Origin of the sequence: Nonomuraea sp. ZG12, from assembly GCF_052068115.1 — a bacterium.
Lineage (GTDB): Bacteria > Actinomycetota > Actinomycetes > Streptosporangiales > Streptosporangiaceae > Nonomuraea.
Map to the genome: position 1 here is coordinate 154,225 of NZ_JBQHCW010000014.1, position 23,200 is coordinate 177,424.

General features: G+C 64.1%; 18 protein-coding genes. 13 read left to right on the top strand and 5 right to left on the bottom strand.

Translation table 11 applies throughout. The annotated features are described in order from the left end of the window. Positions 1-438: 438 nt before the first annotated feature. From ACTMTF_RS31530 to ACTMTF_RS31550, 5 genes are read left to right on the top strand one after another with little or no spacing between them, the layout of a single operon-like run. Entirely contained in the window at positions 439-3,006 is a 2,568-nt protein-coding gene (locus ACTMTF_RS31530) for a Z1 domain-containing protein (RefSeq protein ID WP_441113933.1), read from the top strand. After that, positions 3,003-4,019 (top strand): PD-(D/E)XK motif protein, encoded by a 1,017-nt coding sequence (locus ACTMTF_RS31535; RefSeq protein WP_441113934.1) that lies wholly within the window; start codon positions 3,003-3,005, stop codon positions 4,017-4,019. The genes ACTMTF_RS31530 and ACTMTF_RS31535 overlap by 4 nt, the downstream gene beginning before the upstream one ends. Then, positions 4,016-6,064: a hypothetical protein gene (locus ACTMTF_RS31540; RefSeq protein ID WP_441113935.1), complete on the top strand. Its 2,049-nt coding sequence runs from the start codon at positions 4,016-4,018 to the stop codon at positions 6,062-6,064. Before ACTMTF_RS31535 ends, ACTMTF_RS31540 begins: the two co-directional genes overlap by 4 nt. Next, positions 6,061-6,957 (top strand): hypothetical protein, encoded by an 897-nt coding sequence (locus ACTMTF_RS31545; RefSeq protein WP_441113936.1) that lies wholly within the window; start codon positions 6,061-6,063, stop codon positions 6,955-6,957. Before ACTMTF_RS31540 ends, ACTMTF_RS31545 begins: the two co-directional genes overlap by 4 nt. Then, a complete protein-coding gene (locus ACTMTF_RS31550; RefSeq protein ID WP_441113937.1) occupies positions 6,957-7,853 on the top strand; it encodes a DUF6339 family protein in 897 nt (298 codons plus the stop codon). The genes ACTMTF_RS31545 and ACTMTF_RS31550 overlap by 1 nt, the downstream gene beginning before the upstream one ends. A gap of 278 nt (positions 7,854-8,131) precedes the next feature. Here ACTMTF_RS31550 and ACTMTF_RS31555 read toward each other — a convergent pair whose 3' ends face one another. Further along, positions 8,132-9,391, bottom strand: coding sequence for a DNA cytosine methyltransferase (locus tag ACTMTF_RS31555; RefSeq protein WP_441113938.1), 1,260 nt, complete (start codon positions 9,389-9,391; stop codon positions 8,132-8,134). 208 nt (positions 9,392-9,599) lie between these two features. On the opposite strand from ACTMTF_RS31555, the gene ACTMTF_RS31560 reads away from it, so the two are divergent. After that, positions 9,600-10,712: a DNA cytosine methyltransferase gene (locus ACTMTF_RS31560; RefSeq protein WP_441113939.1), complete on the top strand. Its 1,113-nt coding sequence runs from the start codon at positions 9,600-9,602 to the stop codon at positions 10,710-10,712. A 263-nt stretch (positions 10,713-10,975) separates the two neighbouring features. Here the strand turns inward: ACTMTF_RS31560 and ACTMTF_RS31565 are convergent, their stop codons facing one another. After that, the gene (locus ACTMTF_RS31565) at positions 10,976-11,905 is read right to left on the bottom strand and encodes an HNH endonuclease (RefSeq protein ID WP_441113940.1); all 930 of its coding nucleotides are present in this window, start codon (positions 11,903-11,905) and stop codon (positions 10,976-10,978) included. Between the two features lie 252 nt (positions 11,906-12,157). Here ACTMTF_RS31565 and ACTMTF_RS31570 point away from each other — a divergent pair, with 252 nt between their 5' ends. Both ACTMTF_RS31570 and ACTMTF_RS31575 read left to right on the top strand, forming a co-directional pair. Then, on the top strand, positions 12,158-12,436 hold the full coding sequence (locus ACTMTF_RS31570) for a hypothetical protein (protein ID WP_441113941.1): 279 nt from the start codon (positions 12,158-12,160) through the stop codon (positions 12,434-12,436). Positions 12,437-12,625: 189 nt separating this feature from the next. Then, positions 12,626-13,105, top strand: a complete 480-nt coding sequence (locus ACTMTF_RS31575) for a hypothetical protein (protein ID WP_441113942.1) — start codon at positions 12,626-12,628, stop codon at positions 13,103-13,105. A gap of 250 nt (positions 13,106-13,355) precedes the next feature. Here ACTMTF_RS31575 and ACTMTF_RS31580 read toward each other — a convergent pair whose 3' ends face one another. Continuing rightward, positions 13,356-13,823, bottom strand: coding sequence for a hypothetical protein (locus ACTMTF_RS31580; protein ID WP_441113943.1), 468 nt, complete (start codon positions 13,821-13,823; stop codon positions 13,356-13,358). Positions 13,824-14,002: 179 nt separating this feature from the next. Further along, the gene (gene lgt / locus ACTMTF_RS31585; protein ID WP_441113944.1) at positions 14,003-14,821 is read right to left on the bottom strand and encodes a prolipoprotein diacylglyceryl transferase; all 819 of its coding nucleotides are present in this window, start codon (positions 14,819-14,821) and stop codon (positions 14,003-14,005) included. Positions 14,822-14,933: 112 nt separating this feature from the next. Between lgt and ACTMTF_RS31590 the strand changes: the two genes are divergently transcribed. The 3 genes from ACTMTF_RS31590 to ACTMTF_RS31600 all read left to right on the top strand — a co-directional run bounded on the left by ACTMTF_RS31590 (position 14,934) and on the right by ACTMTF_RS31600 (position 17,525). After that, a complete protein-coding gene (locus ACTMTF_RS31590) occupies positions 14,934-16,073 on the top strand; it encodes a sensor histidine kinase (RefSeq protein ID WP_441113945.1) in 1,140 nt (379 codons plus the stop codon). 23 nt (positions 16,074-16,096) lie between these two features. Continuing rightward, positions 16,097-16,729 carry a response regulator gene (locus tag ACTMTF_RS31595; RefSeq protein ID WP_441113946.1) on the top strand — a complete coding sequence of 211 codons (633 nt, stop codon included), beginning with the start codon at positions 16,097-16,099 and terminating at the stop codon, positions 16,727-16,729. A gap of 214 nt (positions 16,730-16,943) precedes the next feature. Beyond that, the gene (locus ACTMTF_RS31600) at positions 16,944-17,525 is read left to right on the top strand and encodes a nitrilase-related carbon-nitrogen hydrolase (protein ID WP_441113947.1); all 582 of its coding nucleotides are present in this window, start codon (positions 16,944-16,946) and stop codon (positions 17,523-17,525) included. On the opposite strand, the gene ACTMTF_RS31605 is transcribed toward ACTMTF_RS31600, so the two are convergent. Next, positions 17,506-19,110: an FAD-dependent monooxygenase gene (locus ACTMTF_RS31605; protein WP_441113948.1), complete on the bottom strand. Its 1,605-nt coding sequence runs from the start codon at positions 19,108-19,110 to the stop codon at positions 17,506-17,508. The genes ACTMTF_RS31600 and ACTMTF_RS31605 overlap by 20 nt on opposite strands. A gap of 245 nt (positions 19,111-19,355) precedes the next feature. Between ACTMTF_RS31605 and ACTMTF_RS31610 the strand changes: the two genes are divergently transcribed. Next, complete coding sequence (locus tag ACTMTF_RS31610) at positions 19,356-19,880, top strand: hypothetical protein (RefSeq protein WP_441113949.1); 525 nt, start codon at positions 19,356-19,358, stop codon at positions 19,878-19,880. 362 nt (positions 19,881-20,242) lie between these two features. After that, complete coding sequence (locus tag ACTMTF_RS31615; protein ID WP_441113950.1) at positions 20,243-23,185, top strand: hypothetical protein; 2,943 nt, start codon at positions 20,243-20,245, stop codon at positions 23,183-23,185. The last annotated feature ends 15 nt before the right edge of the window (positions 23,186-23,200 follow it).

Here is a 23,200-nt window from a genome sequence, read left to right on the forward strand (position 1 = left end):
GCGACGAACGTCCCAAAGAGTCGTTGCGTGTGGACGAGGTGCGTGACGGCCTCCTTGCCAACCGACAGAAACCAGAGTCGGATCTCACGTGCGCCGTACAGCAGGTCCGCCCCATCAGACATGCACGAGCGGTATCACGTCTGGTTCCTTCGGAACCCCTGGATACCGCCGGACCTGCTAATACCACCTTCGCGCGCCTTGTGCACAAGGCGCTCAACACGCTGTCTCGACACCTGGGCTAACGATGCCGCCTCCGTTCGTCCTCGCTGGGAGCTATGTCCTCAGCGGGCTGCCGATTGTCGGGCTCAAGTCGTATGTTGATTCTGGCTGGCCGAGCCAACCGATCACTCGGATCGTTCCAACAGCTCCACCGGCCTGAGTCGTGTCTTGCCCACCAGTCGTATACCGCTGACCCGTAGAACCCCAAGCAGGAGATTCATGAACGACGAGTTCGAAGACAATTACGGCACATTCAGGGCACTCCTCGACGCCTTCACTCCCTCTGAGGTGATCAAGAGGCTCGAGGTGATGCAGGTCGATCCTGGTGTGATCCAGCGGATCAGGGAGCGGCATGAACAGCAGACCATCGTGATCAAGGAGCTCGAAGAGCCACGATCGGTTGTCCTGGGCAACAGGTACACCTGGTATACAGGCCCGTCTCCCAAGGACAAGTGCTGGCCAGCGGTAGCCGGCCAGCTTGAAAAGGCGAGCTGGTCGGCATCTGCCATCGACAGTCTTGACACCGCCTCGACTCGCATCGTCTCGCTCTTAAGCCACCCCAAGGAGAAAAAATTCTCGACACGAGGCTTGGTGGTTGGTCACGTACAGTCCGGTAAGACGACCAACTTCACCGCGGTCATGGCCAAGGCGGCCGACCGCGGTTACAAGCTGTTCATCGTCCTAGCCGGCATCCACAACGGTTTGCGCAGACAGACCCAGGCGCGACTCGTGCAACAGCTCGTGGCGCCGAACCCCACCCGCTGGCACCAGTTGACCGACCTCAATCGGGACTTCGTGCCCACGGCCAACGCCGCATCCTTCTTTGGAGGGGGCGACAAGGCGCATGTGCTCTGTGTCGTCAAAAAGAACGCAACAGTCCTGCGCAAGTTCGCCGAGTGGCTCAAATCTGCCTCCGTCCATCTACAGGACTGCCCCGCCTTGATCGTCGATGACGAGGCCGACCAGGCAACCGTCGCCACGAAGAGGATCAACCCGAGGATCAGGGAGATCCTCGATTGCCTGCCCAAGGCGGCATATGTTGGCTATACCGCCACGCCGTTCGCTAACCTGCTCATCGATCCGAGCGCAGACGATCTCTATCCAAAGCACTTCGTGGTCTCCCTGCCCAAGCCAGAAGGGCACTTCGGTACGGAGGTGCTCTTCGGCAGATATGCCCTTGATGGGGAGAACCCAGAGGATGTCGACGACGGCTACGACATGATCCGCGAGGTTCCCGACGAGGATGTGAAATGCGTGCGTCCACTCAAGAAAGTCGACGTTGCAGGGTTCATACCCGAGATCACGGAAACTTTGAATGATGCCATCCGCTATTTTTGGATGGTCACCGCAGCCCGGCGTGTACGCGATACTGGCAACCCCCACAGCACCATGCTCATCCATACGAGTGTCAAGACCGCGGTTCACAACAGCTTCCGGATCCCTATCGAGCGCATCCGCGACCGGACGAAGGACGATCTCTCAAATCCGACCTTGCTGCGAGGGCTTCAAGACCTTTGGGACGCGGAGATGGCCAAGGTCCCGGCGGAGGACTTCGGCGAGGTCAAGGTGGAGTTCGACGATCTACTCCTCGAGTTGCCCGGAGTCCTGGACGATTGCCGAATCGTCATGGATAACTCCAGCAGTGAGGACAGACTCGACTACGAGAACGGGCCGGTAGTGGCCATCGCGGTCGGCGGCAACACTCTGTCACGGGGCCTCACCCTGGAGGGGTTGTCGGTCAGCTACTTCGTGCGTGCTGTGTCCGCGTACGACACCCTGCTGCAAATGGGTCGCTGGTTTGGATACCGCAGCGGGTACGCCGACCTGCCCCGCATCTGGATGACGGCAGAGCTCAGCGAATGGTTCCGCCATCTGGCCACGGTCGAGACCGAGATGCGCCGGGATATCGACACCTACATGATCGAAGACAAGACGCCGATGACCTTCGCGGTGCGTCTGCGAACCCATCCTGCGCTTCGGGTCACCCAGGCCGCCAAGATGAAGGACTCGGTGAAGACTGCCTCCGCCTACGGTGGTCAGCGTGTGCAGACCCGGTACTTCCGAACCGACGCTGACTGGCTAGATGCCAACCAGACAGCGGCGAAACGACTCGTAGGCCAGGCCGTGCAGCATGCAGCCAGGCGCGAGGAGCGCCCTGCGGATGGGCGATACATCTTCCGCGACGTACCGTACGATCTGGTGGTCGATTTCTTGAGGAGGTACCGTTTTCACGAGAAGTCCCAGGAATGCGATGCGAAAATGCTCATCGGCTACATAGAGAAGAGGGTTCGCAGTGCGGGATCCCTCCGGCGGTGGAACGTCGCGATCGTGGGAAACCCGATGAGAAACGAGGATGAGGGGTTCGAGTTCGCTCCCGGCGTGACGGTCCAACGCATTGTTCGTGCACGGCTGGACACCTCGGAGTCAGGCTTCGCCGACATCAAGACGCTGATGAGCCGTCGGGACGCCGCCGTCGATCTGGACGGCGACACCGGAAGCCTTACCGAGCAGGAGATTAAGACCGAACGGCAGAGGCAGCTTCCCGACAGAGGACTCCTTGTGCTTTATCCCATCGACAAAGTGTCCTCACCACCTCCGAGGGAGAAGCAGCGCCGCCTGTCGATCGACGCCGACGAGCACGTGATCGGTGTCGGCCTGGTCTTTCCTCAGCCGCGCGGTGAGGACAGCGCCATTGAGTGGATTTCCGCTGACCTTTCTGGAGTAGATGTCGATGCCGACATCGAAGAGGTGGACTTCAGTCCGATCGACGCAGAGGACATCGCATGAACGACGGCGTTCGAGATCTCATCGATGGGCACTGGAAACAACTGGAGTCCCAGAAAGTATCCGGGGAGCGCCAAGTACGCCTGTCCGAACTCCCCGTCGACACCGACGAAGGGCGATTAGCCGCTGCTGTCGATCATGAGGGGTACCGCCACATACTGGTTCCAATAGCTTCGCATCAGAGCGTGCGACGAAGTCTCAATGGGCCAGTCCTCGTGTTACGGAAGCGCCCCCTCGAGGGGATGGACAGCTATCAGGTGTACGCAGATCTGGGGTGTTTGCGCCCAGATCTTCACGATCTATTCACCATGCTGTGCGCGGATGTATTGAGGACGATTGGCGGTCTACCACATAGCCCGCTGAAAGCCCTTTACCGGGTACTGGACCGGTGGAAGGAGCTTTTTCGAGTGCAGGGCGCTCCGCTCGGCACGGAGCAATTAGCTGGGCTTTTCGGTGAGCTGACTGTGCTCACGCGGTTATTGGAAATAGACAGCAGCGCCCATCGATTGTGGCGGGGCCCCCGCGGCCATCACCATGACTTCTCCGCCCTGTACGACGCTGTCGAGGTCAAAGCATCGATCGGTGGCGAAGACCGTCGCGTACGCATCCACGGTCTTGAACAACTCCAGCCGCCAGTAGATGGATCTTTACAACTTGCTTGGTATGACCTGAGGCGGACGTCCGAGCAGGGTGAGGGTCTCCTGGAGTTGATCGAGCGGGCACTGCGACTCTGTGATGACGAAAGTGCCCTATTGGGCCTGCTCGCAGCCATTGGCTTCCGGTCGTTCGACGCCGCCTTCTACCAGGATGTCCGTTTCCTCATCATTGAGGAGCGATGGTACGAAGTAGATGCCTCGTTTCCCAAGCTCATTAGTAACGATCTTGCAAAGGCGGGCATCCCGATCTCCGTGACGGACGTCAACTACACGATCGACTTGTCCACCGAACCTCCGTCCCTTCTGGAGCCGACCCGAGTGAGCGAACACCTGTCCAGCATGATCCGGGAGGCCACATGACGACGATGTCCTGGTTCTCCCAGCCGTTCCGGCCCGAGGGCGCGAGCCTGGCCGAGGGAATACGTAACCAGCTTGGTCGGCCGGAACTGGACTTGCTGACAATCCTGGTCCGGGAATCGGCACAAAACAGCTGGGATGCACGCTTGCGCAACCACGCCCAGCCAGTTGACTACTCCATCGAGATGTGGACCGTGGGAGCGGCCCACGCCGTAACGTGGCGCAGGCTGCTGTCGCGGAACCTTCCCCTTAATGATCACCTTCCGCTCCGTCAGTCACTGCAGAACTCGACGATCCGTGTGATGGCGATCTCCGATCGAGGCACCAGCGGTCTCGGCGGCCCCACTCGTGCGGACGAGGCTGTGACGAAGGAACACGACTTCGTCTCCTTTGTGCGCAACATCGGAGAGCCACGTGACACTGAACTCGGCGGAGGCACTTATGGCTTCGGTAAGGGCATCTTCTATCTGATCTCCAAGCCCGGGACAATCCTGCTACACACCCGCTGCATTGTGAACGGCGCATACGAGACCAGGCTGATGGGGTGTGCTCTCTGGAAGAGCTATGTGGCCAGCGAATCCGGGGGAGCCAAGCGTTACACCGGCCGACATTGGTGGGGCGACGTCACTGCGGATGTAGTCGAGCCGCTCGTTGGCGACGAGGCGGAAACTGTGGCACGGCAACTAGGTCTGCGTCCTTTCAAGGACGAGGAGACCGGCACGACCGTCGTCATCATAGACCCCAACTTGGAGGGGCGACAGTCGGCCGAGGTGGCCGAGTACCTGGCAGAAACCATCACATGGAACCTGTGGCCGAAAATGCTGGAAACCGCCGAAGGGCAGCCCAAGATGCGCTTCGGCGTGGTCTGCGATGGCGTCGACCATCCTGTCCCCGATCCACGAGAGATGCGCCCCCTGAACCTGTTCGTCGCCGCATACGAGGCCATGAACGGCCTCGAAGGCAAGGTGTTGGAGTGCTACAAGCCCAAGAAGCGTCTGGGGCGATTCGGGTTGGTAAAACGCACCGCACCCGTATTGGAGGCAAGCGATGCGTCGAGGATGGTGGACATCGAAAGTGTGGTCCACCACGTATGTCTGATGCGTCCAGCAGAGCTCGTGGTCACATACTGGCCTGGGCCGAAATCTCCGAGTGAATACCAGCACTACGCCGGTGTTTTCCGTGCTGACGTAGACCTCGATGAGATCTACGCAAAAGCGGAGCCTCCGACACATGATGCGTGGAATCCGCAGTCTCTTGAATATCCCGAGAGTACCTATATCAAAACCACATTCCGCCGTATCGACGACGAGCTGGTCAAATTGTTCGGCGTTGGCGGCGGCGCGCGGGGTGGCTCCGCCAATGTCGCTTTGGGAGCGGCCAGTACCATATTCGCTTCGCTAGTCGGTGGTGCGTGGGGAACGGGCGGTGCCACCGATTACGGCAAGCCGGCCAGTACTGAGACGTCCTCTCAGGCTCCTAGCCCGGCTCTTCCCGATGAGGAAACGGTCTCTCCTTCCGGTGGCTTCGAAGCCTCTGACGGTCCGAGTGCCGACGGCCCTTGGACTGGCACGACAGTCCCTCCTAATGCTTCTGGCTCCACTCCTGCGGGTGACCCCGAGGCACCCGATCGAACGGAAACGACGGGTGGGTCCACCTCATCCGGCACAGACACGGGATGGACGAGCGGGGGGAATCCGGTCAGACCCCCTCGACGTCGACCGCGTGTCGAGTATATCGGCGACCCCTATCTCGCTGAATGGTCCGATGCCTCCGTAGTGATTCAGGAGTTCCGCCTGCCAGTACCGGGTACTCAACGTGTGCGCATCGACCTGTCGGTGGCGTTGACCGGTGCAAGTGGACGTGAAACTGACCCCCCTCTGCGAGCCGATATGCCTATCTTGATCGGCTTGGAGGGCGCGGATGGCACTCTGGCCCCCTCTCCGGTCGTCGAAGGCGGCGATGGCACGACCTGGCGAGCGATCATACGTCCCGCGCCCGACACGATGACCGAGATCGATATCGCCGCCGAAGCGGTGTCCCCGTCATGAGCCGCCGCGCACTGCCCTACCGTCGTCCATCCGAGGATGTCGTACGGGCCGAACCGTGGCTGCTGATGACCGACGACGGCGATCTTCCGCTGCCCGAGTCGCTGCCCGACTGGGACTACCAGATGGACGTGCGACTCCGTCGCAAGGTGCATGTCGACCCTGATCGCGCCAGGTCCGAAGCAGGTCTGCCGCCGGAGGTCGCTCTCACCTTGGCGGCGATTTGGACGGCCACGGGATCGAATCTGCGCGGCCCTGGCCACCGCACAAGGATCAAGGGCTCCGATTCCGGCCAGATCGAGATCATTACACACCTTCGTGGGTCGGACCTCGGCGGAATTCTCGTCCTGGACACAGCTCTGGTGTTGTCGGAAGCGTTCACCAGCGGCGAATCCTCGGTGCCGCGCCGCGCGGGCTCGGTACTTTGGAGCGACCGCCGATCGCTACGACTACAGGGTGACGCTCCGCAGTTCCCCATGGCGGTGATCGACTTCGCCAAGACCTCGTTTCCTGATGGTGCCGCCTGGCATCTTCAGATCGGCGGCAATTTGCACGGGGCCACCATGGGATCGCTACTGCTGCTAGTGAATGAGAAGAACACCATCACAGCGACGGCGTTCCGGAACGCGTCGAAGCCGCGCCCCATAGACAGGGTTGTCTTGTCATCCGTCTACGCTGACGTCGCCCGCATTATGATCGAACACTCTCTGCGCCACGATGACTTCAAGGAAGAGGCGGTCTTCTCAGACGACTCTCTGGGTTTCACATTGTTGTCACTGTTCCACCAATTGTTTCCCGGCTCATCGATCAACGACGTCAGACTCAGGGCCGATCGCTCACCCAGCCTCTTCTCTTCGGATCTTCAGGCTGCCGTCAAGATTTTCGGGGAGGTGTGATGGGGATCCTTTATCCACGGCTTCTCATCGGCCAGGCCAGGCCAATGCACGAGGAATACCGGAAGCTACGGGTCGACGCACTCACTCACCAGGCAGCCACCAGTCATGACTCCGCCGTATATGTGGCTACGGGTGGTGATCGAGTTTCAGAAGCCAAGCTACGTGATCTCCGCCAATTGGCGGTAGATTTAGCCAAAGAGTCGGGCTTCCCCAACGAGGCCAATCGCGACCTTCGCGCTGCCTTCGACCTGCGGATTGGCGCCGCTCTGCACTCGGAGATGGGACTCGTCCCGGCAGAGGCTGCTTCTGGAGACGTGTGGGCCTTCTTCGCGCTGGTGCTACTACCCGATGTCGCCTATTGGCGGTATCCCGTTCCGCCGGGCGATCGAGTCCTTGGTACCGATCTCACACGACATGTCTTTGGACGCATGTGGTGGCGGGCTCAACTCGTGCACTCCTCTGAGGACTCCGATCCCTACGTGGCACTAAAGATCTTAGGCGAAGGCGCCTTCGACCAGATCTACGCGCGTCGCAGAGCGCTTGGCAACAGTCCACACCTGGTCAAGGCCATACTGCGGCTTTGGAGCGGGCTTGACCTGACGGGGTTCGTCGAACGGGATGTCCTGCAGGACTTCCTCAAACGACTGCTCCGCCTCACCCCATTCGTCCTTTTCGAATCTCTCAGCGATCAAGCGCTCGACACCGAACTTCGCACCGCCGCGAGGGAGACCGTTGCCGCATTCCTCAGCGCGACGACGCTGACTGCCCGGCAACAGCAGTCCAGGATCGAGGCCGTCTTTGCTGGCACATCAGGTGGGGGCACAGGTGCCACGTCGCAGGTGTCGGCAGCGCTCGCTCTCAATGAGGCCTCTCCTGCGCCCATCTTTTCGGCTTAGCCAAGCGAGCCCTGTGGGTGAATCGACGTCGGAGAGCGCGGAAAGCGCGGCTTATCGGAGTGCAGCTGAAGTGGCGCGAGTTCCGTAGAGCCGGCTTGTTTCACTTTTATGCCAGTGGAAGTTCGGGTAGAACATCCCGTAGTCGATCGGAGTGTGCATCTTTGAGGCGCTGTAGTGTCGTTTCCGGTCGTCAATTACGGATTGGATGAGTTGATCGATTGATCACCCTATCGTTTGGCTAGCGTTTCCACTGAGAGGGCGAAGCAGGCGCCTCTGAATTAGCTGGTTCGGTTTGTCTCGTGGTGGAGATTTCGATGGCGGGTGTGGTCGGCTTTCCCGCGGAAAGCTTTGATGGTGCCGAGTCTGTAGGCTATCGGGCTGCCACTTCTGAGTTCGATGTGAAAGTCGCGGCTGAGCAGCTCAATTCGATACTCCAGTTCATGAGGCTTCATGGGAAATTTGAGCGCTCGGGCAATCTCGTCGAGACTTATGAAGTCCCCTCGCTCTCGAAGGGCGCGGTAGATGGGGTCGTGTTCCACTTCCTGGTAGCGTTCTGTTGGAATAGTTGATTTGTTGAGCGCGTCGGCGATCGCCAGGCCGAGAGCTTTGGCAACCGGGGGAGGGAAAGCATTTCCTATTTGCCGATAGCGGGCAGTCTTCTTGCCGCTGAATTCCCAGCGGAACTCCTCGTCATCCCATCCCTGCAAGCGGGCCACCATGTCGCAGGTCAATTTGGGGCCGACTTCGAAGATTTCGTCGGGAAAGGGAGCTGTATCGGCCACGCTCCACCCATTAACGCCCATCGCCGCCCACTTGGCTTTGGCTCGGGTCGGCCCTAGGTCCGCACCGCCATGCTTCTTTGATCCTCCGACGATAGTCGGGGCGATACTCGTGATCCTCCTCGCCCATGCTTCGGCCCCTTCCCAGCCGTTAGCGGACATCAAAGGAAGAAGGGCTTGCCCGACGGTAGGAGGGTTACCGACAGGTGTAGGCCAATGGAAGTATGCGAGGTCATCTGGCTGCATCGCGATGAGTATCAACCTGGGCCGAAGTTGAGGGACGCTGTGATCGCATGCGTTCACGAGTCGCCACTCTGCTGCGTATCCGAACTCACGCAAGCGATCCAAGACATGCTGTCGATAGCCGGCGAACCTCGGTTGATTCAGACCGCGAACGTTCTCCAGTAAGAGGGCGCGAGGCCTGATGATCCCAACTTGCTCGATCGCCCAGGCGAAAAGGTCGCGCTCATCGGTCGCTCCGAGCTGCTGACCCGCGGTCGTGAACGGCGGGCACGGCACCCCGCCGGCCAAGAGGTCAACGCCCTCCGCGTAGTCACTGGGAGCCCAAACGTTTCTATCTGCGACGTCCCCCTGTGTGACCCTCCACGCTGGCCGGTTCCATCGGAGCGTCGTGACCGCGTCGTCGTCCAGCTCTATCAATAGATCATGCTCGAAACCTGCACGCTCAAGGCCGAGTGCCTGTCCACCAGCGCCGGCGCAGATCTCAACGACTTTCAACGTCCCCTTGGTGTCGCCCACACGCCCTCCTCTGCCGTGAGCTAGGAGGATAGCGATCCGATCCGACAAAATTGGAGCATTACGCCCTTGCCTGGGTTCGGCTGTTTCGACGAAGATCTTCCGGTGTCTGAATGATCAGTCTTCGGCTCCGTACGGCATCGCTCCGCCCCGGGATGGCCACCATGATCAGGGAGTAGGCTTGCCGCCATCACGGCTGGCTCATAGGTAGATGATCGTCACAGCTGTCCCCCACCTTCCACTTCGACCAGCAGGAGAGTACGTGCAGACGCGGCCGAGACGCCCTCCGAAGATCGTGGATCTGTTCGCCGGTCCTGGAGGGTTGGACGTAGCCGCACGGTGGCTCGGTGTGCCGGTGGTCGGTATCGAACTTGACAAGAGCGCATGCGAGACACGTTGCGCCGCAGGGCTCGATACACGACGTGATGACGTGCGTAACTTCAAGCCCTCAAACTTCAGTGATGCGACGGTCCTGGCGGGCGGACCTCCTTGCCAGACGTACACCGTGGCGGGTTCGGGCGTGGGACGCCGCGCGTTGGACGACGTCCTCGACTTCGCCGAGCGTATGGCGCGTCGCTTGGACGTCACCAATGACCTCGAAAAGCTGACGGCCGATCACGATGGCGACGATCGCACGGGCCTGGTCCTGCAGCCGCTGAAGTGGGCACTCCAGGCGATAGATGACGGTAACCCTTACGACGCGATCGTCTTGGAGCAGGTACGCGCTGTGCTCCCGGTATGGGAGGTCATGAAGACGATCCTTGAGAAGGAGGGATACAAGGTCGCCTGCGACGTACTGCGTACAGAGGAGTTCGGGGTGCCTCAGACCCGTCGTCGGGCCGTGCTCGTTGCACGCCGACACGGTGAGGCCGCTCTCCCTGAACCGACGCATCGCCCCTTTCGCAAAGATGTGCCGCGTGAAAAGGGTGATCCGGAATTGTCCCCATGGGTGGCGATGGATGATGTGCTCGACCGGCCGGATCCGTTCATTGTCGTCTCTAATTACGGCACCGGTGGAGATCCGAAGAATCGAGGCCAACGCGCCTCCGCTGAACCCGCTTTCACTGTTACTGGAAAGATCTCCCGCAACCGACTAGAGACGCTCGATGGGCGCCCCGCCGATCCTTCTCGCTTCACTCTTAGGGAATCCGGGCAGTTGCAAACCTTCCCCGCAGACTATCCCTGGAGCGGGCGAGACATTGCGCAACAAATAGGCAATGCTATTCCGCCCCGGCTGGCTGCCTATATCCTCACAACTGCGCTCGATCTCGACCGCGATATTCTCGAGAAGATTTTTCCAGATCTGAAGCGCCCGTCAGCATAGTCGGCCCGGGCGCCGAAGTCTGCTGCTCCTAGTCGCGTCAGTGCCTTTCATAATTAGCGCCCTGCTGCTTCCATGTATTGTTCATTAATGGACGAAGTCGTACAGGCTGTCATCGCGTAAGCGCTCAGTCATCTGTGGCGATCCCGTCCGGGTGACGAGGCTTTGGCCGGCAAGGCATTTCACGCCGATCGACTGCACGGAAGTCGTCCTCGAAATCACGTGGCATCCCACCCTCGTGAAGGGCCTCCATCATGTATTGCTGGTCAACCGAGGAAGACTTCTGCACGGTGCCAGGCGTAGTACTTCTCGCGAGCCTCGCTCCACCAGGGGGTTCGACGTCCAAGCAACCCAATCCGGAGGAACTCAGCCGTGGGATCCGGGAGGAGGAGGGCTTCCGAGCTGACCAGAAGCGTTCCGCCGTGGGCGACACCGATGTAGCCGAGTTCGTAGAGAGCGTCACAACCGAGCAGGCATGCTGCCATACCGATGTTGGAAAGTTGACGACGTTCGTCGTCGGAGCATTCGCTCCGGGGTTTGATGTGCGCAGCCACGAGCAGGCGACGAGGAAACTCCACCCCGCACAGGGCGCACTGACCAGCCTGGACCTCGGGGGGCAGCAGGTGATTCCTTAATTGCTCTTGCTCTCCACGGTGGAGGTCCATTCTGTGACGGTTCAAAGCGCCTTCGAACAAGGCCTCTATAGCGCTGGGTGGCGCGGTAGGAGATGGCGCGGGGCGGAATTGGGCGAGCAAAGTCTCGAGGCGCTGTCCGTCCTCGGGGCCGAAACCAGGCACTTCGAGCGCGAGGCGAATTCGCTTTCTCCGGTTGCCGTCTGGCGACCTGCCGACCCTGCTCTGACCTCTCGTCAGCTCGCCCGCAAGTGCAGCTGTTTCCGCAAGCTCGCCGAGACTGACGCCCTCGGGGAGGAGCCTCCTGTCGTCCTCTGCGAAGTCCTGCAGCGCTGTCCTGGAGATGACCTGCGCATCTGTGATCATGGCATCGAGCGCGCGGAGCCTGTTGAGGAGCAGGGTGAGCACCAGTTCGTAGTCCGAGTTTCTAGGCAGATCCTGCCTTGGCTGGTTGCGAGGCGGGCTCCCCCCAGCGCTTTCCAGGATCAAGGCCAGCCTCGCTCCCAAGCGTTCCACGGTGAACACGGCATTCAGCTGGACATCATTTTCGTCATACGGCCGCACGCGGCAAAGATCGCACGAGGCCGGCTAGTTTGCAAAGTGAACGTTGCGCAGCCACATATCAGGGCGCTGTTCCCCGTCCATGATCGTCGCGCCCCGTGGGCCCTGGGTTATGTATCTGCGCGAACTGGTCGCCGCCGTTCACCCCAGGTCTTCCCCGTGCGTGCACGCCATGCGTGGCCGCGGTTTGTCCCCGGCAGCGTGGGCAGAGCCGGGATTGATCCCAGTTCCCCAGCAAGCAGTGGAGGGTTCGACATGGACGAGGCGATGGAGAGTCAGACGGTGCGGCTGCTCGCGGCGCGCCTGCCGAGCTGGACAGTCTGGTACGGCCAGCACACCGGCCGCTTCTGGGCGCTGCTCAAGCGACGGCCGGGCGTTCACGAGCTCCACATCGAGGCCGGGACGGCGGCTGAGCTGGAGAACCAGGCCGCGCAGGCCGAGCGGCGGCTGCTGGGAGCGACCGATGACCCGCCATCGCTCACGCACGTCGCTCCGCTCGAGGGCGTCCTGGTGGATGACCGCGCCGGCTCCTAGCCAGGGAGTTTCTGTCGATTCGGCGTACCGGAGCCAGTGCATGAGCGAGGTGCCGGCGACACCCGCCAGGACGCTCCAGCCCCAGCCATCACAAAAAAGATCTCAGGGTCGCGAACCATCCTCTCTTCGGAGGTATCAAAACCAGATGTACGCAAGGCACAGAAACACCTCCAGAAAGGGCATCCCACGATGCGATCGAAGCTCACCACCCTGCTCCTCACCACGCTGGCCGCCGGCAGTTGTGTTCTCGCCGCCGCCTCACCCGCCTTAGCGTCCTCGGACGCGCAGGTCGGCAAGCGTAAATGGATCAGCTCCGAGAGTGGCTGGCAGCGGGCGGGCGTCTTCGTCGAGCCCGGCGACCTCGTACGGGTGCAACAGGTCGGCGGCAGCTGGACGGTCGACCACCGCAGATTCGACTACGTGTCCGCGCGCGGGTACACCTGGCGCGCTGACCGCCACATCGCCCAGGGATGCAAGATTCTCAACAGCCGCACGTACGGCACGATGGTCGGGAAGGTCAACGGGCACGTCTTCAAGGTTGGCACTGGGCTCGTCTTCCGGGCGCAAGAGGAAGGCTTCCTCGAGCTGCGCATCAACGACGCCGACCGTTGCCTCGGCGACAACGATGGCGCCATTCGCGTGAAGATCTCCATCCTCGACGAGGGCTGACGAGCGTCGAACACGTGATCAACGTGCACGCTTGAACGGTCGATCGTGGGGATGTGACCGACAAGGCGTGGGCGCGGATAGAGCCGTTGGTGCCGATGGCCGACGGGCGGGGGGACGTCCCTGGCGAGGCCATCGGCGTACACACTCCAACACCGCATGCACGGCATGAACATCCAGGTCATCGCCACATCTGACGGCCTAGGTCTCCTTGATGCGGCACGGTCCGCCAGGCCGGGCGCCGAACCCCGGCTCAGTCGCAGTTGCCCCAGCGCTTCCAGCGGGATTTGCCTTCGACGGCATTGCGGCCGTCATCCTGAATCCTCCCCATGTATTTGACACACCGGCCCTTGCCGTAGGTCTTCACCGGGCCCAAGTAGCGTTTGACGCTTCGGCCCTCGTTCTCGCCGCTCGCGCGTGGGTTGGCCCCGCGCGTCTGGGTCGTGATCGTGGCCATGGTGAAGGTGGGGATGCCGACATTCGAGGTCTTGAACGTGGTGACGCAGTTGTAGCCGGTCTTGCGGTTGTACAGCAGGTAGACGTAACCGAGGACGCGTTTGGAGGGAGTCTTCACGGCCTGCTTGCTGTGGGCGACCCGGGCGAAGCCGGGACCGCACACCCGCTCCGGGGTGGCGGCGGAGGCGGCAGCGTACGCGGGAGTGACCATGAGCCCTCCGGTCGACAGTGCCGCGGCGAGGAGGATCGTCGTTGACTTGCGCATTCAGCCAGCCCTTCTCAACCGTCCCCCGCCATCCGGGGGGACTAACGGTTGATCATCTTGCCGGATGATTCCACATCGAATGACCGAATGGTCGAATTGCTGGGTGGTGGAACGGTCGTCCCCCCGATCCTGATCGGCGCGGACTGGTCGCCACATGACCGCACCGTCTCCTGGCGAGGTCATGATGTCGGATCCGTGGGCACAGCCGCCGTGTGCCGGGGCCTGGTAGCGATGAGATAGATGACCGCCGCCGCGAAGACGAGCATGGCCGTCCAGTCGTTGAGCCGCAGGCCGAGGACGTAGGGGGCGGGGTCGATGCGGAGCCACTCGATCCAGACGCGACCGGTGGCATAGGCCGCGGCGTATACGGCGAACGTCCGGCCACGGTCGAGCCGGAACCGCTTCTCGGCCCAGAGGACGAACCCGGCCACCCCCAGGTTCCACACCGACTCGTACAGGAACGTCGGATGGTAGGTGGCCGTCGACTCCAGGCCGGGCGGCCGGTGGGCCGGGTCGATCTCCAGCGCCCAGGGCAGGGTGGTCGGCCTGCCGTACAGCTCCTGGTTGAACCAGTTGCCCCAGCGGGCGATCGCCTGTCCGAACGCGATCCCGGGCGCGACCGCGTCGGCGAAGTCGCGCAGGCCGATGCCGCGCCGGCGGCAGGCCAGCCACGCGCCCACTGCGCCACCCGCGACCGCGCCGAAGATGCTGATCCCGCCCTCCCAGATCGCGAAGGCGCGCAGCGGCTCCCTGCCGGGGCCGAAGTACTGCTGCCAGTCGGTGGCCACGTGGTAGAGCCGGGCGCCGACCAGGCCGAACGGCACGGCCCAGGTCGCGATGTCGCCCACGGTGCCAGGCTCGCCGCCGCGGGCGACCCAGCGGCGGCGGGTCACCCAGACGCCGACGAGGACGGCGAGCACCATCAGCAGGGCGTAGGCGCGGATCGGGATCGGGCCGAGGTGCCAGACGGCCTGGGACGGGCTGGGGATGGCGGTCACGCCGTCGAGTCTGGTTCCGGTACGGCTCCGCCCGCATCGAGCGGACCGCCGATCATGCGATCAGTCGACTGGTTGATGCCGATCCGACGGAAGGCTGATTATCGTCAGCGGTGTGGAGTCCTGGGAGCGGTCGCGGCGCCGGTGGCAGCACGCCTTCTTCGCCGCGTGGCTGGTGCTGACCTCGGCCGGCGCCCTGATGGAGACGGGACGGGTCCTCCCCGTGGTGCTGGTGGCCGGGCTGGCCGCCTGGTACGCGGTGTGGTTCGTGCTGCGCACGCCGCCCTTGAGTGACGTGCCCCTGCCGTACGTGCTCGGCGGCGGACTGCTCTGGCTGGGGCTGTTCGCCATCGACTCCTCCTTCCTGGTGGTCGGACTGAGCGTGCTGGTGCCGTACTGCATGGACGCCGTGCGGGTCGGCCTGGTCGCGGTGGTGTCGTGCGCCGGGGGCTGGCTCTGGCACCGGTTCCACGCGAACGGGACGATCACCTGGACCGAGATCGCCATCAGCGCGCTGATCGCGATCAGCGCGGCCACCGCGGTCGGCTACTTCAACGCGGTGGCCCGGCAGAGCGACGAGCGCAAGCGGCTCATCGATCAGCTGCAGGCCGCGCAGGAGGCGCGGGCGGCGGCCGAACGGCGGGCGGGCGTGGCGGCCGAGCGGCAGCGGCTGGCCCGCGACATCCACGACAGCCTCACCCAGGGGTTCGCCAGCGTGGTGATGCTGCTGGAGGCGGCGCAGGAGACTCTGCCGGACGACAGGCACCTGACCCAGGCGCTGCGGGCGGCCCGCGAGAACCTGGCCGAGAGCCGCCGCGTGGTGCGGGCGCTGCGGCCCGGCGAACTCGACGAGTGCGGCCTGCCGACGGCCCTGCAGCGGTCGTCCGGCCGGCTGTCCGACGAGACAGGCATCGAGGCGCACACGGTGATCACCGGCACGGTCCGGCCGCTGGACGCCCAGGTCCAGGCGGAGCTGCTGCGCGTGGCGCAGGAGGCAGTGGCCAACGTACGCCGCCATGCCCGCGCCGAGCGGGTCACGTTGACCCTGTCGTACATGGAGGACCTGATCGTGCTGGATGTCCACGACGACGGCGACGGGTTCGATCCCGGGCGGGCCGCCTCCGGCCACGGCCTGTCGATCATGCGGGAGCGGATGGAGCAGCTCGGCGGCACCCTGCTCGTGGAGAGCGCTCCTGGCGCGGGCACCACGGTCGTGGCCAGCCTCCCGGCTGTGGCGCTGAGCGGGGCGCGATGAGCGGGTGCGCTGAGCGGGGGGTGATGACCGTCCGGGTCCTGATCGCCGACGATCATCCGGTGGTCCGCGACGGCATCCGGGCGATGCTCGGCACTCAGGACGATCTCAAGGTGGTCGGCGAGGCGGTCTCCGGCACGGACGCGGTACGGCTGGCGCACGACCTGCGACCCGACGTCACGTTGATGGACCTGCAGATGCCCGAGATGGACGGCGCCACGGCGATCAGCCGGATCCGCGACCACGACCCCGGCGCCAAGGTGATCGTCCTGACCACGTACGACACCGACACCGACATCTCGCGCGCCATCGACGCGGGAGCCATCGGCTACCTGCTCAAGGACACCCGCCGGGAGCAGTTGTTCGACGCGATCCGGGCGGCGGCGCGCGGGGAGAGCGCGCTGTCGCCGGCGATCGCGACCCGGGTGCTGTCGTGGGCGCGTGCCGACGCGCGCGACGCCCTCAGCGCGCGGGAGATCGAGGTGCTGGGCGTGGTCGCCCAGGGGATGAGCAACAAGGCCATCGCCGCTCACCTGTGCATCAGCGAGGCCACGGTCAAGACCCACCTTCTGCACATCTTCGCCAAACTCGGCGTCGACGACCGCACCGCCGCCGTGACGGTCGCCGCGTCCCGCGGCATCCTCCGCCTCGGCGGGTAGGACAACCTCGGCGGGTAGTACCAAGGGTGGGGCAACGGGTGGGGCAACCACTACCGCCCACTCGGGTGCGCACGTGATCGTCCAGGACCGCCCCGGTTTCTTACCTTCGCCCTATGAAGAACACATGGGTTCTGCTCGGCCTGGGCACCGTGGTGTCGCTGGCCGGGCTGCATGGGCGATGGGAAGTGCTCGGGTCCTGAAGCAGGCGCCGTGGATGCGCAACGAGGCGGTCATGGTCGACCCGCGGGGCAAGGTGGTGTGGACCTATCAGAAGGCGCATCCCGTGCCCGGTATGGACCCCTTCCCCGCCGGTGACGGGGTGGTGCCGACGGTGGACTCGCCGTTCGGGCGGCTGGCCAACGTGATCTGCTTCGACGCCGACTTCCCCACCCTCCTACGTCAGCCTGACGACGTGGACGTGATGCTGGTGCCGGCCAACGACTGGTACGGCTTCGGCGCCGCGCACACGGAGAAGGCCGTGATGCGTGCGGTGGAGAACGGTTATGGGCTGGTCCGGCAGGACAGCAACGGCCTGGCCGCCGCCTTCGACCACCAGGGCAGGGTGCTGGCCTCCGCGGACTACTTCACGACGGACCAGCAGGTGATGGTCGCGTACGTGCCGACCGAGGGCACGAGCACGATCTACGGCACAGTGGGCGACGCGTTCGCCTGGCTGAGCATGGCGGGGCTCGTGGCGCTCGTCTTCGTCGGTCGCAGGGGCTCGGCCGTTCCACGAGCCCTGGGGAGTCAGCGGGCTCCCACTCGGCAAGAACCGATCAGGAGGGCCGATCGTTGACGTGCCCTGTGGTTTCCAGGGGCGCGCCGAACCAGCATGAAAGTGCTGCTCGCAGTGTGCGCCCGGCGGGTTCGTCGAGGGTCGCGGCCCAGGCGATGTGGGCGTCCGGGCGGATCAGGAGGGCGTCGGCCGGTCGATCATCGGTTTTGGCGGTGTGGACGTCGACGCGATGCCGCCAGCCCTGGGCGATCTCGCGGAGGTCGGGGCGGTCGGCGAGGTCGAGGAGGATGGGCCGTGCGGTGTGCGTGAGTTCCGCGACGCTGGTCGTGCCCTGGTCGGTGTGCAGGGTGAGGTCCGGGGCGAAGGCGCCGGCCAACGGGTGATGGTGGGAGCCGGGCATCGGGTAGCGGATGTCGGCGCCGGAGATGAGGGCTCCGATGCGGCGCAATGGCTGCTCGTCGGCGAACAGCTCCAGGAAGACCTCCCTGAGCGCATCGGCGGCTGGGTCGTCGCCGCGCCGCAGTGCCACCTGAGCCTGGGTGTGGAGCATGGTGCGGGCGCCGGCGAGATGGCGTTCGTGGTGGTAGGTGTCCAGCAGGCCGTCCGGTGCCCAGCCGTGGATGTCGGCGGCCAGCTTCCAGGCGAGGTTGACCGAGTCGAGCATGCCGGCGTTGAGGCCCACGCCCGTGGAGGGGAACTGATGAGCCGCGTCGCCGGCCAGCAGGATCCGCCCGTCACGGTATCTTTCGGCCTGCCGAGCCTGGAACCGGTAGCGCGACAGCCGGCGCGGTTCTCCCAGGGGGAAATGAGCACCGAGCACGCGGCGGATGCTGTCCTGGAGCTCGGTCAGGGTCATCGGCGCGTCATCGTCGACTGCGGTGGATTCGTCTTCGGCGGATTCGTCTTCGGTGGTGGAGACCATCAGAATCTCCGGGGTGAGCCACCCGAGCCCGAAGACGCCGCGGTCCGTCCGGGTGAAGGCACCCGCGCGCATCCTGCCCAGGCCGGGGACGTCGAGGTCGCCGTCGTCCAGCCGGGTCACCGAATCGGGCACGGTGACCTGGCCCAGCCGGTTGACCTCCGGATACGTCGTGCCGGGGAACGGGATGCCGGCCCGGTCGCGGACCTTGCTGCGCCCGCCGTCGCAGCCCACCAGGTATCGGGCGGTCAGCTGGTACGGCCCGTCCGGGCCACGCACGTCCGCGGTCACCGTGGCGTCGTCCTGGCTGACCTCGACCATCTCGTGGCCACGGCGTACGTCGGCGCCGAGTTCGCGGGCGTGCTCGTCGAGCAGGCGTTCGAGGTGCGGTTGCGGGAGGGTCAGCCCCCGCAGTGGGGGCTCCGGCAGGGGCGAGAAGTCCACATGCACACCGCCGAACGGGTAGCGGGGAGCCGGGTGGCTGGGGGCGGTGCAGGCTGCTTCGAACCGGTCCAGCAGGCCTCGGTAGCGCAGCAGTTGCAGGATCTGCCCGCCGAGACCGTTGGCCTTCGGGGTCTCTCGGAGCTGCGGCTGCCGCTCCAGGACCAGCGGTCGCACTCCGGCCAGGCGCAGTTCGCTCGCCAGCATCAGACCGGTCGGGCCGGCGCCCACGATGATCACATCGGCGTCCGTCACCGGGCACTCTCCGGACGGCTTCTTGGTCATCGCTACTCCCATTTCCGCAGGTTCTGGCCTCGGCCGACGATTCTGCGGCACGACCCGGGTCTTGCCGCAAGCCCCCTGCTGCGCTATACGTTGAGAGTGGAAAGGAGTAGGCGCTCCATTTCCTTCATCGTCCGCTCTGGACGGGCAACCTCGTCGCCCGATTCGCCCGAGACCTGAGCGCGTGTCACGCGCACGATCGGACGTCGCAGTAGCCTCACGAGGATGCGAGCCGAAACCCCCCAGGTATGAGCCCGCCAGGTGCCCGTGACGCGCTGCGACGTCGCCTGCGGTCGCTGGCCGTCCTCGAAGTGGCCAACATCCCCCTGCAGGCGTTCGCCTGGTTCGGCGCGATCGGATTTCCCGCCACGGGGGCCAACCTCACCGGCTTCGCGCTGTTCGTGATCATCCTGATCCAGGGCGCGGCCTACTGGGCGGCCAAACTGGATCAGTTGCGCAACCGACGGCCCCACCCCCGTGGCCTGGCCGCCTTCGCGGCGGCACGCAAGGTGAATCCCGTCCTGCTCGCCGCCGGACTGCTGGTGACGGGCGCGGCGGCGCTCGCCGATCCGGGGGTCGGCTCGTGGCCGGGGCTTGGGTTCGCCCTCTTCGCGGTGCTGGAGCACGTCAACTACTTCCACGTCCAGCTCATGCACGACACCGCCGCCGACCTTCGGCGCCTTCGTACGGTGGGGTTGCGTCGTTCTCAGCTCGCCCGCGACCTGGCGCGCGTCAAAGGCTTCCCACGGGCCCGGGTCTTCCTCGAAGAGTAGAGGGCCTGGTCTCTCGTAGATCGCGCTGATGATGAGGCGCCCGAGCCAGGTCGTCCGCAGTGAAGTGAATCCTCCGCATCCGTCACCCGGCATACGCGTCAGCATGCCGCCACGCGGTCACAGAATGCGCTGGGCTCGTGCCCTCGTCACTGATGGGCGGTCGGAGGCTTGGCAGGAATCCGGCGAATAATGGCTGTTGTGATGCTTTCTTTGGGTGCTCAACCTGGCATGCTGTGACTGTATTTATCTAGTTTGATTTTGAGCAGGATGTGCGGCGTGGTGGAGCCATTCGTCGGACGATTTCAAGTGCCGAAACGTTCGTGCCGCACTGGCGGAAAGTGGTGACCTATCAATGGAGACGCATGAAGATACGTAATGGCCGCGCGGTCACCACGCTCATCTTACTATTGGTGACCGGGCTGATGGCAGAGGTCTTCGGCATGCCGAAGCCGGCCGCGGCCAGTATGCCCTTGCAGGGCAGGGGCGCCGCATCGGCGGCCTACCCCTGCAGTGCCACTACGGAGACCGATCGGCTCTCCAGAATCATGGCGAAGGTCGAGGAGAACGTTCCTGCCAATCACAATGGTTCGGCAGTGGAAAACTGGGACTCCAGGCCCTTGGCGAAGCAGATAGAGTACGAGTGGAGCGAGACTCTTTCAACGACAACGAGTTTCGACGCTGGAGGCACCGGTGGCGAGGCTGCGAAAATCTTCAACGCCACCGTAAATATCCATCATGAGACCAGCATCTCAAAGACTCATCGCCAGAAGATAAATTATTCCCCGGTGGTAGACGCCCACAGGGGTCTCTGGCATCGCCCCATGGTCCGCAGATGGTGGATCGTCTACTACAATGAAACCTACCTGGATAAATGGTGGTTCTTCGGCTGGTGGTGTACGCCGATGAAGAAAATGGATCTGCGTTCCGCCTATATCCCGACCGTCTCATACGACTGTAACTGGAGTTTCCCCCTCCCGATGGGCGCGACTAAATGCCCATCACAAGGCATGGTCAACCCAGCCGCGACAGAAGGCGGGAGCGGGGGCGGGGGGCAACCGCCGGCCGGTGGGACTCCTCCACCGGCATCAGGACCGATTCCAGTGACCGATGTGCGTGGTCTGGCTGACGGCACACTGTTGTCCACCACCGACACCGGCAGGGTGTACAAGATGGTGGGCGGCGCACCGATCTGGCAGGCGACCTGCGCCGACGGGATCTGCGCCACCACCCCACGGCCCACCACCCAGGCCGTGATCAACGCTGGCCCCGCCACCCCGCGTAACGGCGTCACCGTCGTGGACCAGCGCGGCAGGGTCCACATGTTCGTCGGTGGAGCCCCCATCTGGCAGGACAGCTGCGCGGCGCCGGTGACCTGTGGCACCCCCGTCAAGGTGTCCAACTGGTCGGTCGACGCCCGCGACCACATGAACCACAGTCCGGCCGACGGCAACCTGGTGCAGGCCAAAGCCGGGACCACCGACCTTCCGGTAGCGGTCACGGTCGGCGGCGCCCTCATCCCGTTCGCCTCCCCGCAGGAGGTCATCGACGCCGGGTACGGCTCTGACTGGGCCGGCAGGGTGGTGGCCATCTCCGCCAACAGTTACAACACGATCAGGCGCACCCCGGCCGACGGCACCCTGGTACAGGGCGCGGCGGGTGGCACTTCCACGCCGGTGGCGATGCTGCTGGGCGGCGCCGCGATCCCCTTCGCCAACCCGCAGGAGGTCATCGACGCCGGATACGGCACCAACTGGGCATCGCACGTGCGTGGTGTCCCCGCCCGCTACCTCAATGCGCTACCACCGGTTCCGCAGGATGGCACCCTCGTCCAGGGCTCGAAGGGGTCCACCCCAGTGGCCGCCATCATGGGTACGGCCAGGGTGAACTTCGGCAGCCCGCAAGAGGTCATCGACGCCGGGTTCGGCACCGACTGGGCCTCCAAGGTCCGAGCCATCCCTGAGCGGGCTTTCAGCGCCTTGCCGACACAGATCATGGACGGCACCCGGATCAAGAACGGGGCCTCGACCTCGCAGGCCGTGGTCGTCGGCGGGGCGAAGATGCCCTTCGCCAGCATCGAGGAGCTCAACGGTTCCGGCTACGGTGACCGGCCCGTATGGACCGTCCCTTCCCGCACCTGGGACGCCCTTCCGGAGAAGATCGCGGACGGGACGCGGATCAAGAACGCCGGTTCGGCGGCACAGGCGGCCATCATCGGCGGCGCGAAGGTGCCCTTCGCCAGCATCGAGGAGCTCAACGCTGCCGGCTACGGCGATGACCCGTTGTACGTCGTGCCCGCTCGCGTCTGGAACGAGCTGCCCAACGACATCGGGGACGGCACCCGTATCGGCAAGGCCGGCAACACCGCGCAGGGGGCGGTCGTCGGTGGGGCGAAGGTGCCTTTCAGCACTATGGAGGAGCTCGAAGGCGCCGGTTATGTGGACAAACCACTGCACATCCTGCCACCTCGAGTCTGGGACGCCCTGCCGGAGCAGATCGGGGATGGGACGCGGGTTGCCAAGGCGGGTTCGACTTCGGAGGCCGCCATTGTGGGTGGTGCGAAGGTTGAGTTCCACACGATGGATGAGCTCGTTGCCTCTGGTTACAAGGACAAGCTGCGGCAGGTGGTCCCTGTTCGGGTCTGGGATGGGTTGGCCAGGCAGATCGGTGATGGGACGCGGGTCGTCAAGGCGGGTTCGACTTCGGAGGCCGCCATTGTGGGTGGTGCGAAGGTTGAGTTCCACACGATGGATGAGCTCGTGGCCTCTGGTTACAAGGACAAGCTGCGGCAGGTGGTCCCGGTTCGGGTCTGGGATGGGCTGACCAGGCAGATCGGTGATGGGACGCGGATTGTCAAGGCGGGTTCGACTTCGGAGGCCGCCATTGTGGGTGGTGCGAAGGTGGAGTTCCACACGATGGATGAGCTCGTGGCCTCTGGTTACAAGGACAAGCCGCGGCAGGTGGTCCCGGTTCGGGTCTGGGATGGGCTGACCAGGCAGATCGGTGATGGGACGCGGATTGTCAAGGCGGGTTCGACCTCGGAGGCCGCCATTGTGGGTGGTGCGAAGGTTGAGTTCCACACGATGGATGAGCTCGTCGCCTCTGGTTACAAGGACAAGCCGCGGCAGGTGATCCCCGTCCGCGTCTGGGACGGGCTGACCGAACAGATCGCCGACGGCACCTACGTCAAATCCCCCGATTCGGCATCAGTGTGGCTGATCAACGGCGGACGGAGGACGGCGGCGCAGCAGTCCAGCAACGTGCAGGTGATCCCCACCCGCGTCCTGGACGCCATCCCGTCGAGCTGACGATCTCGGTGGAGA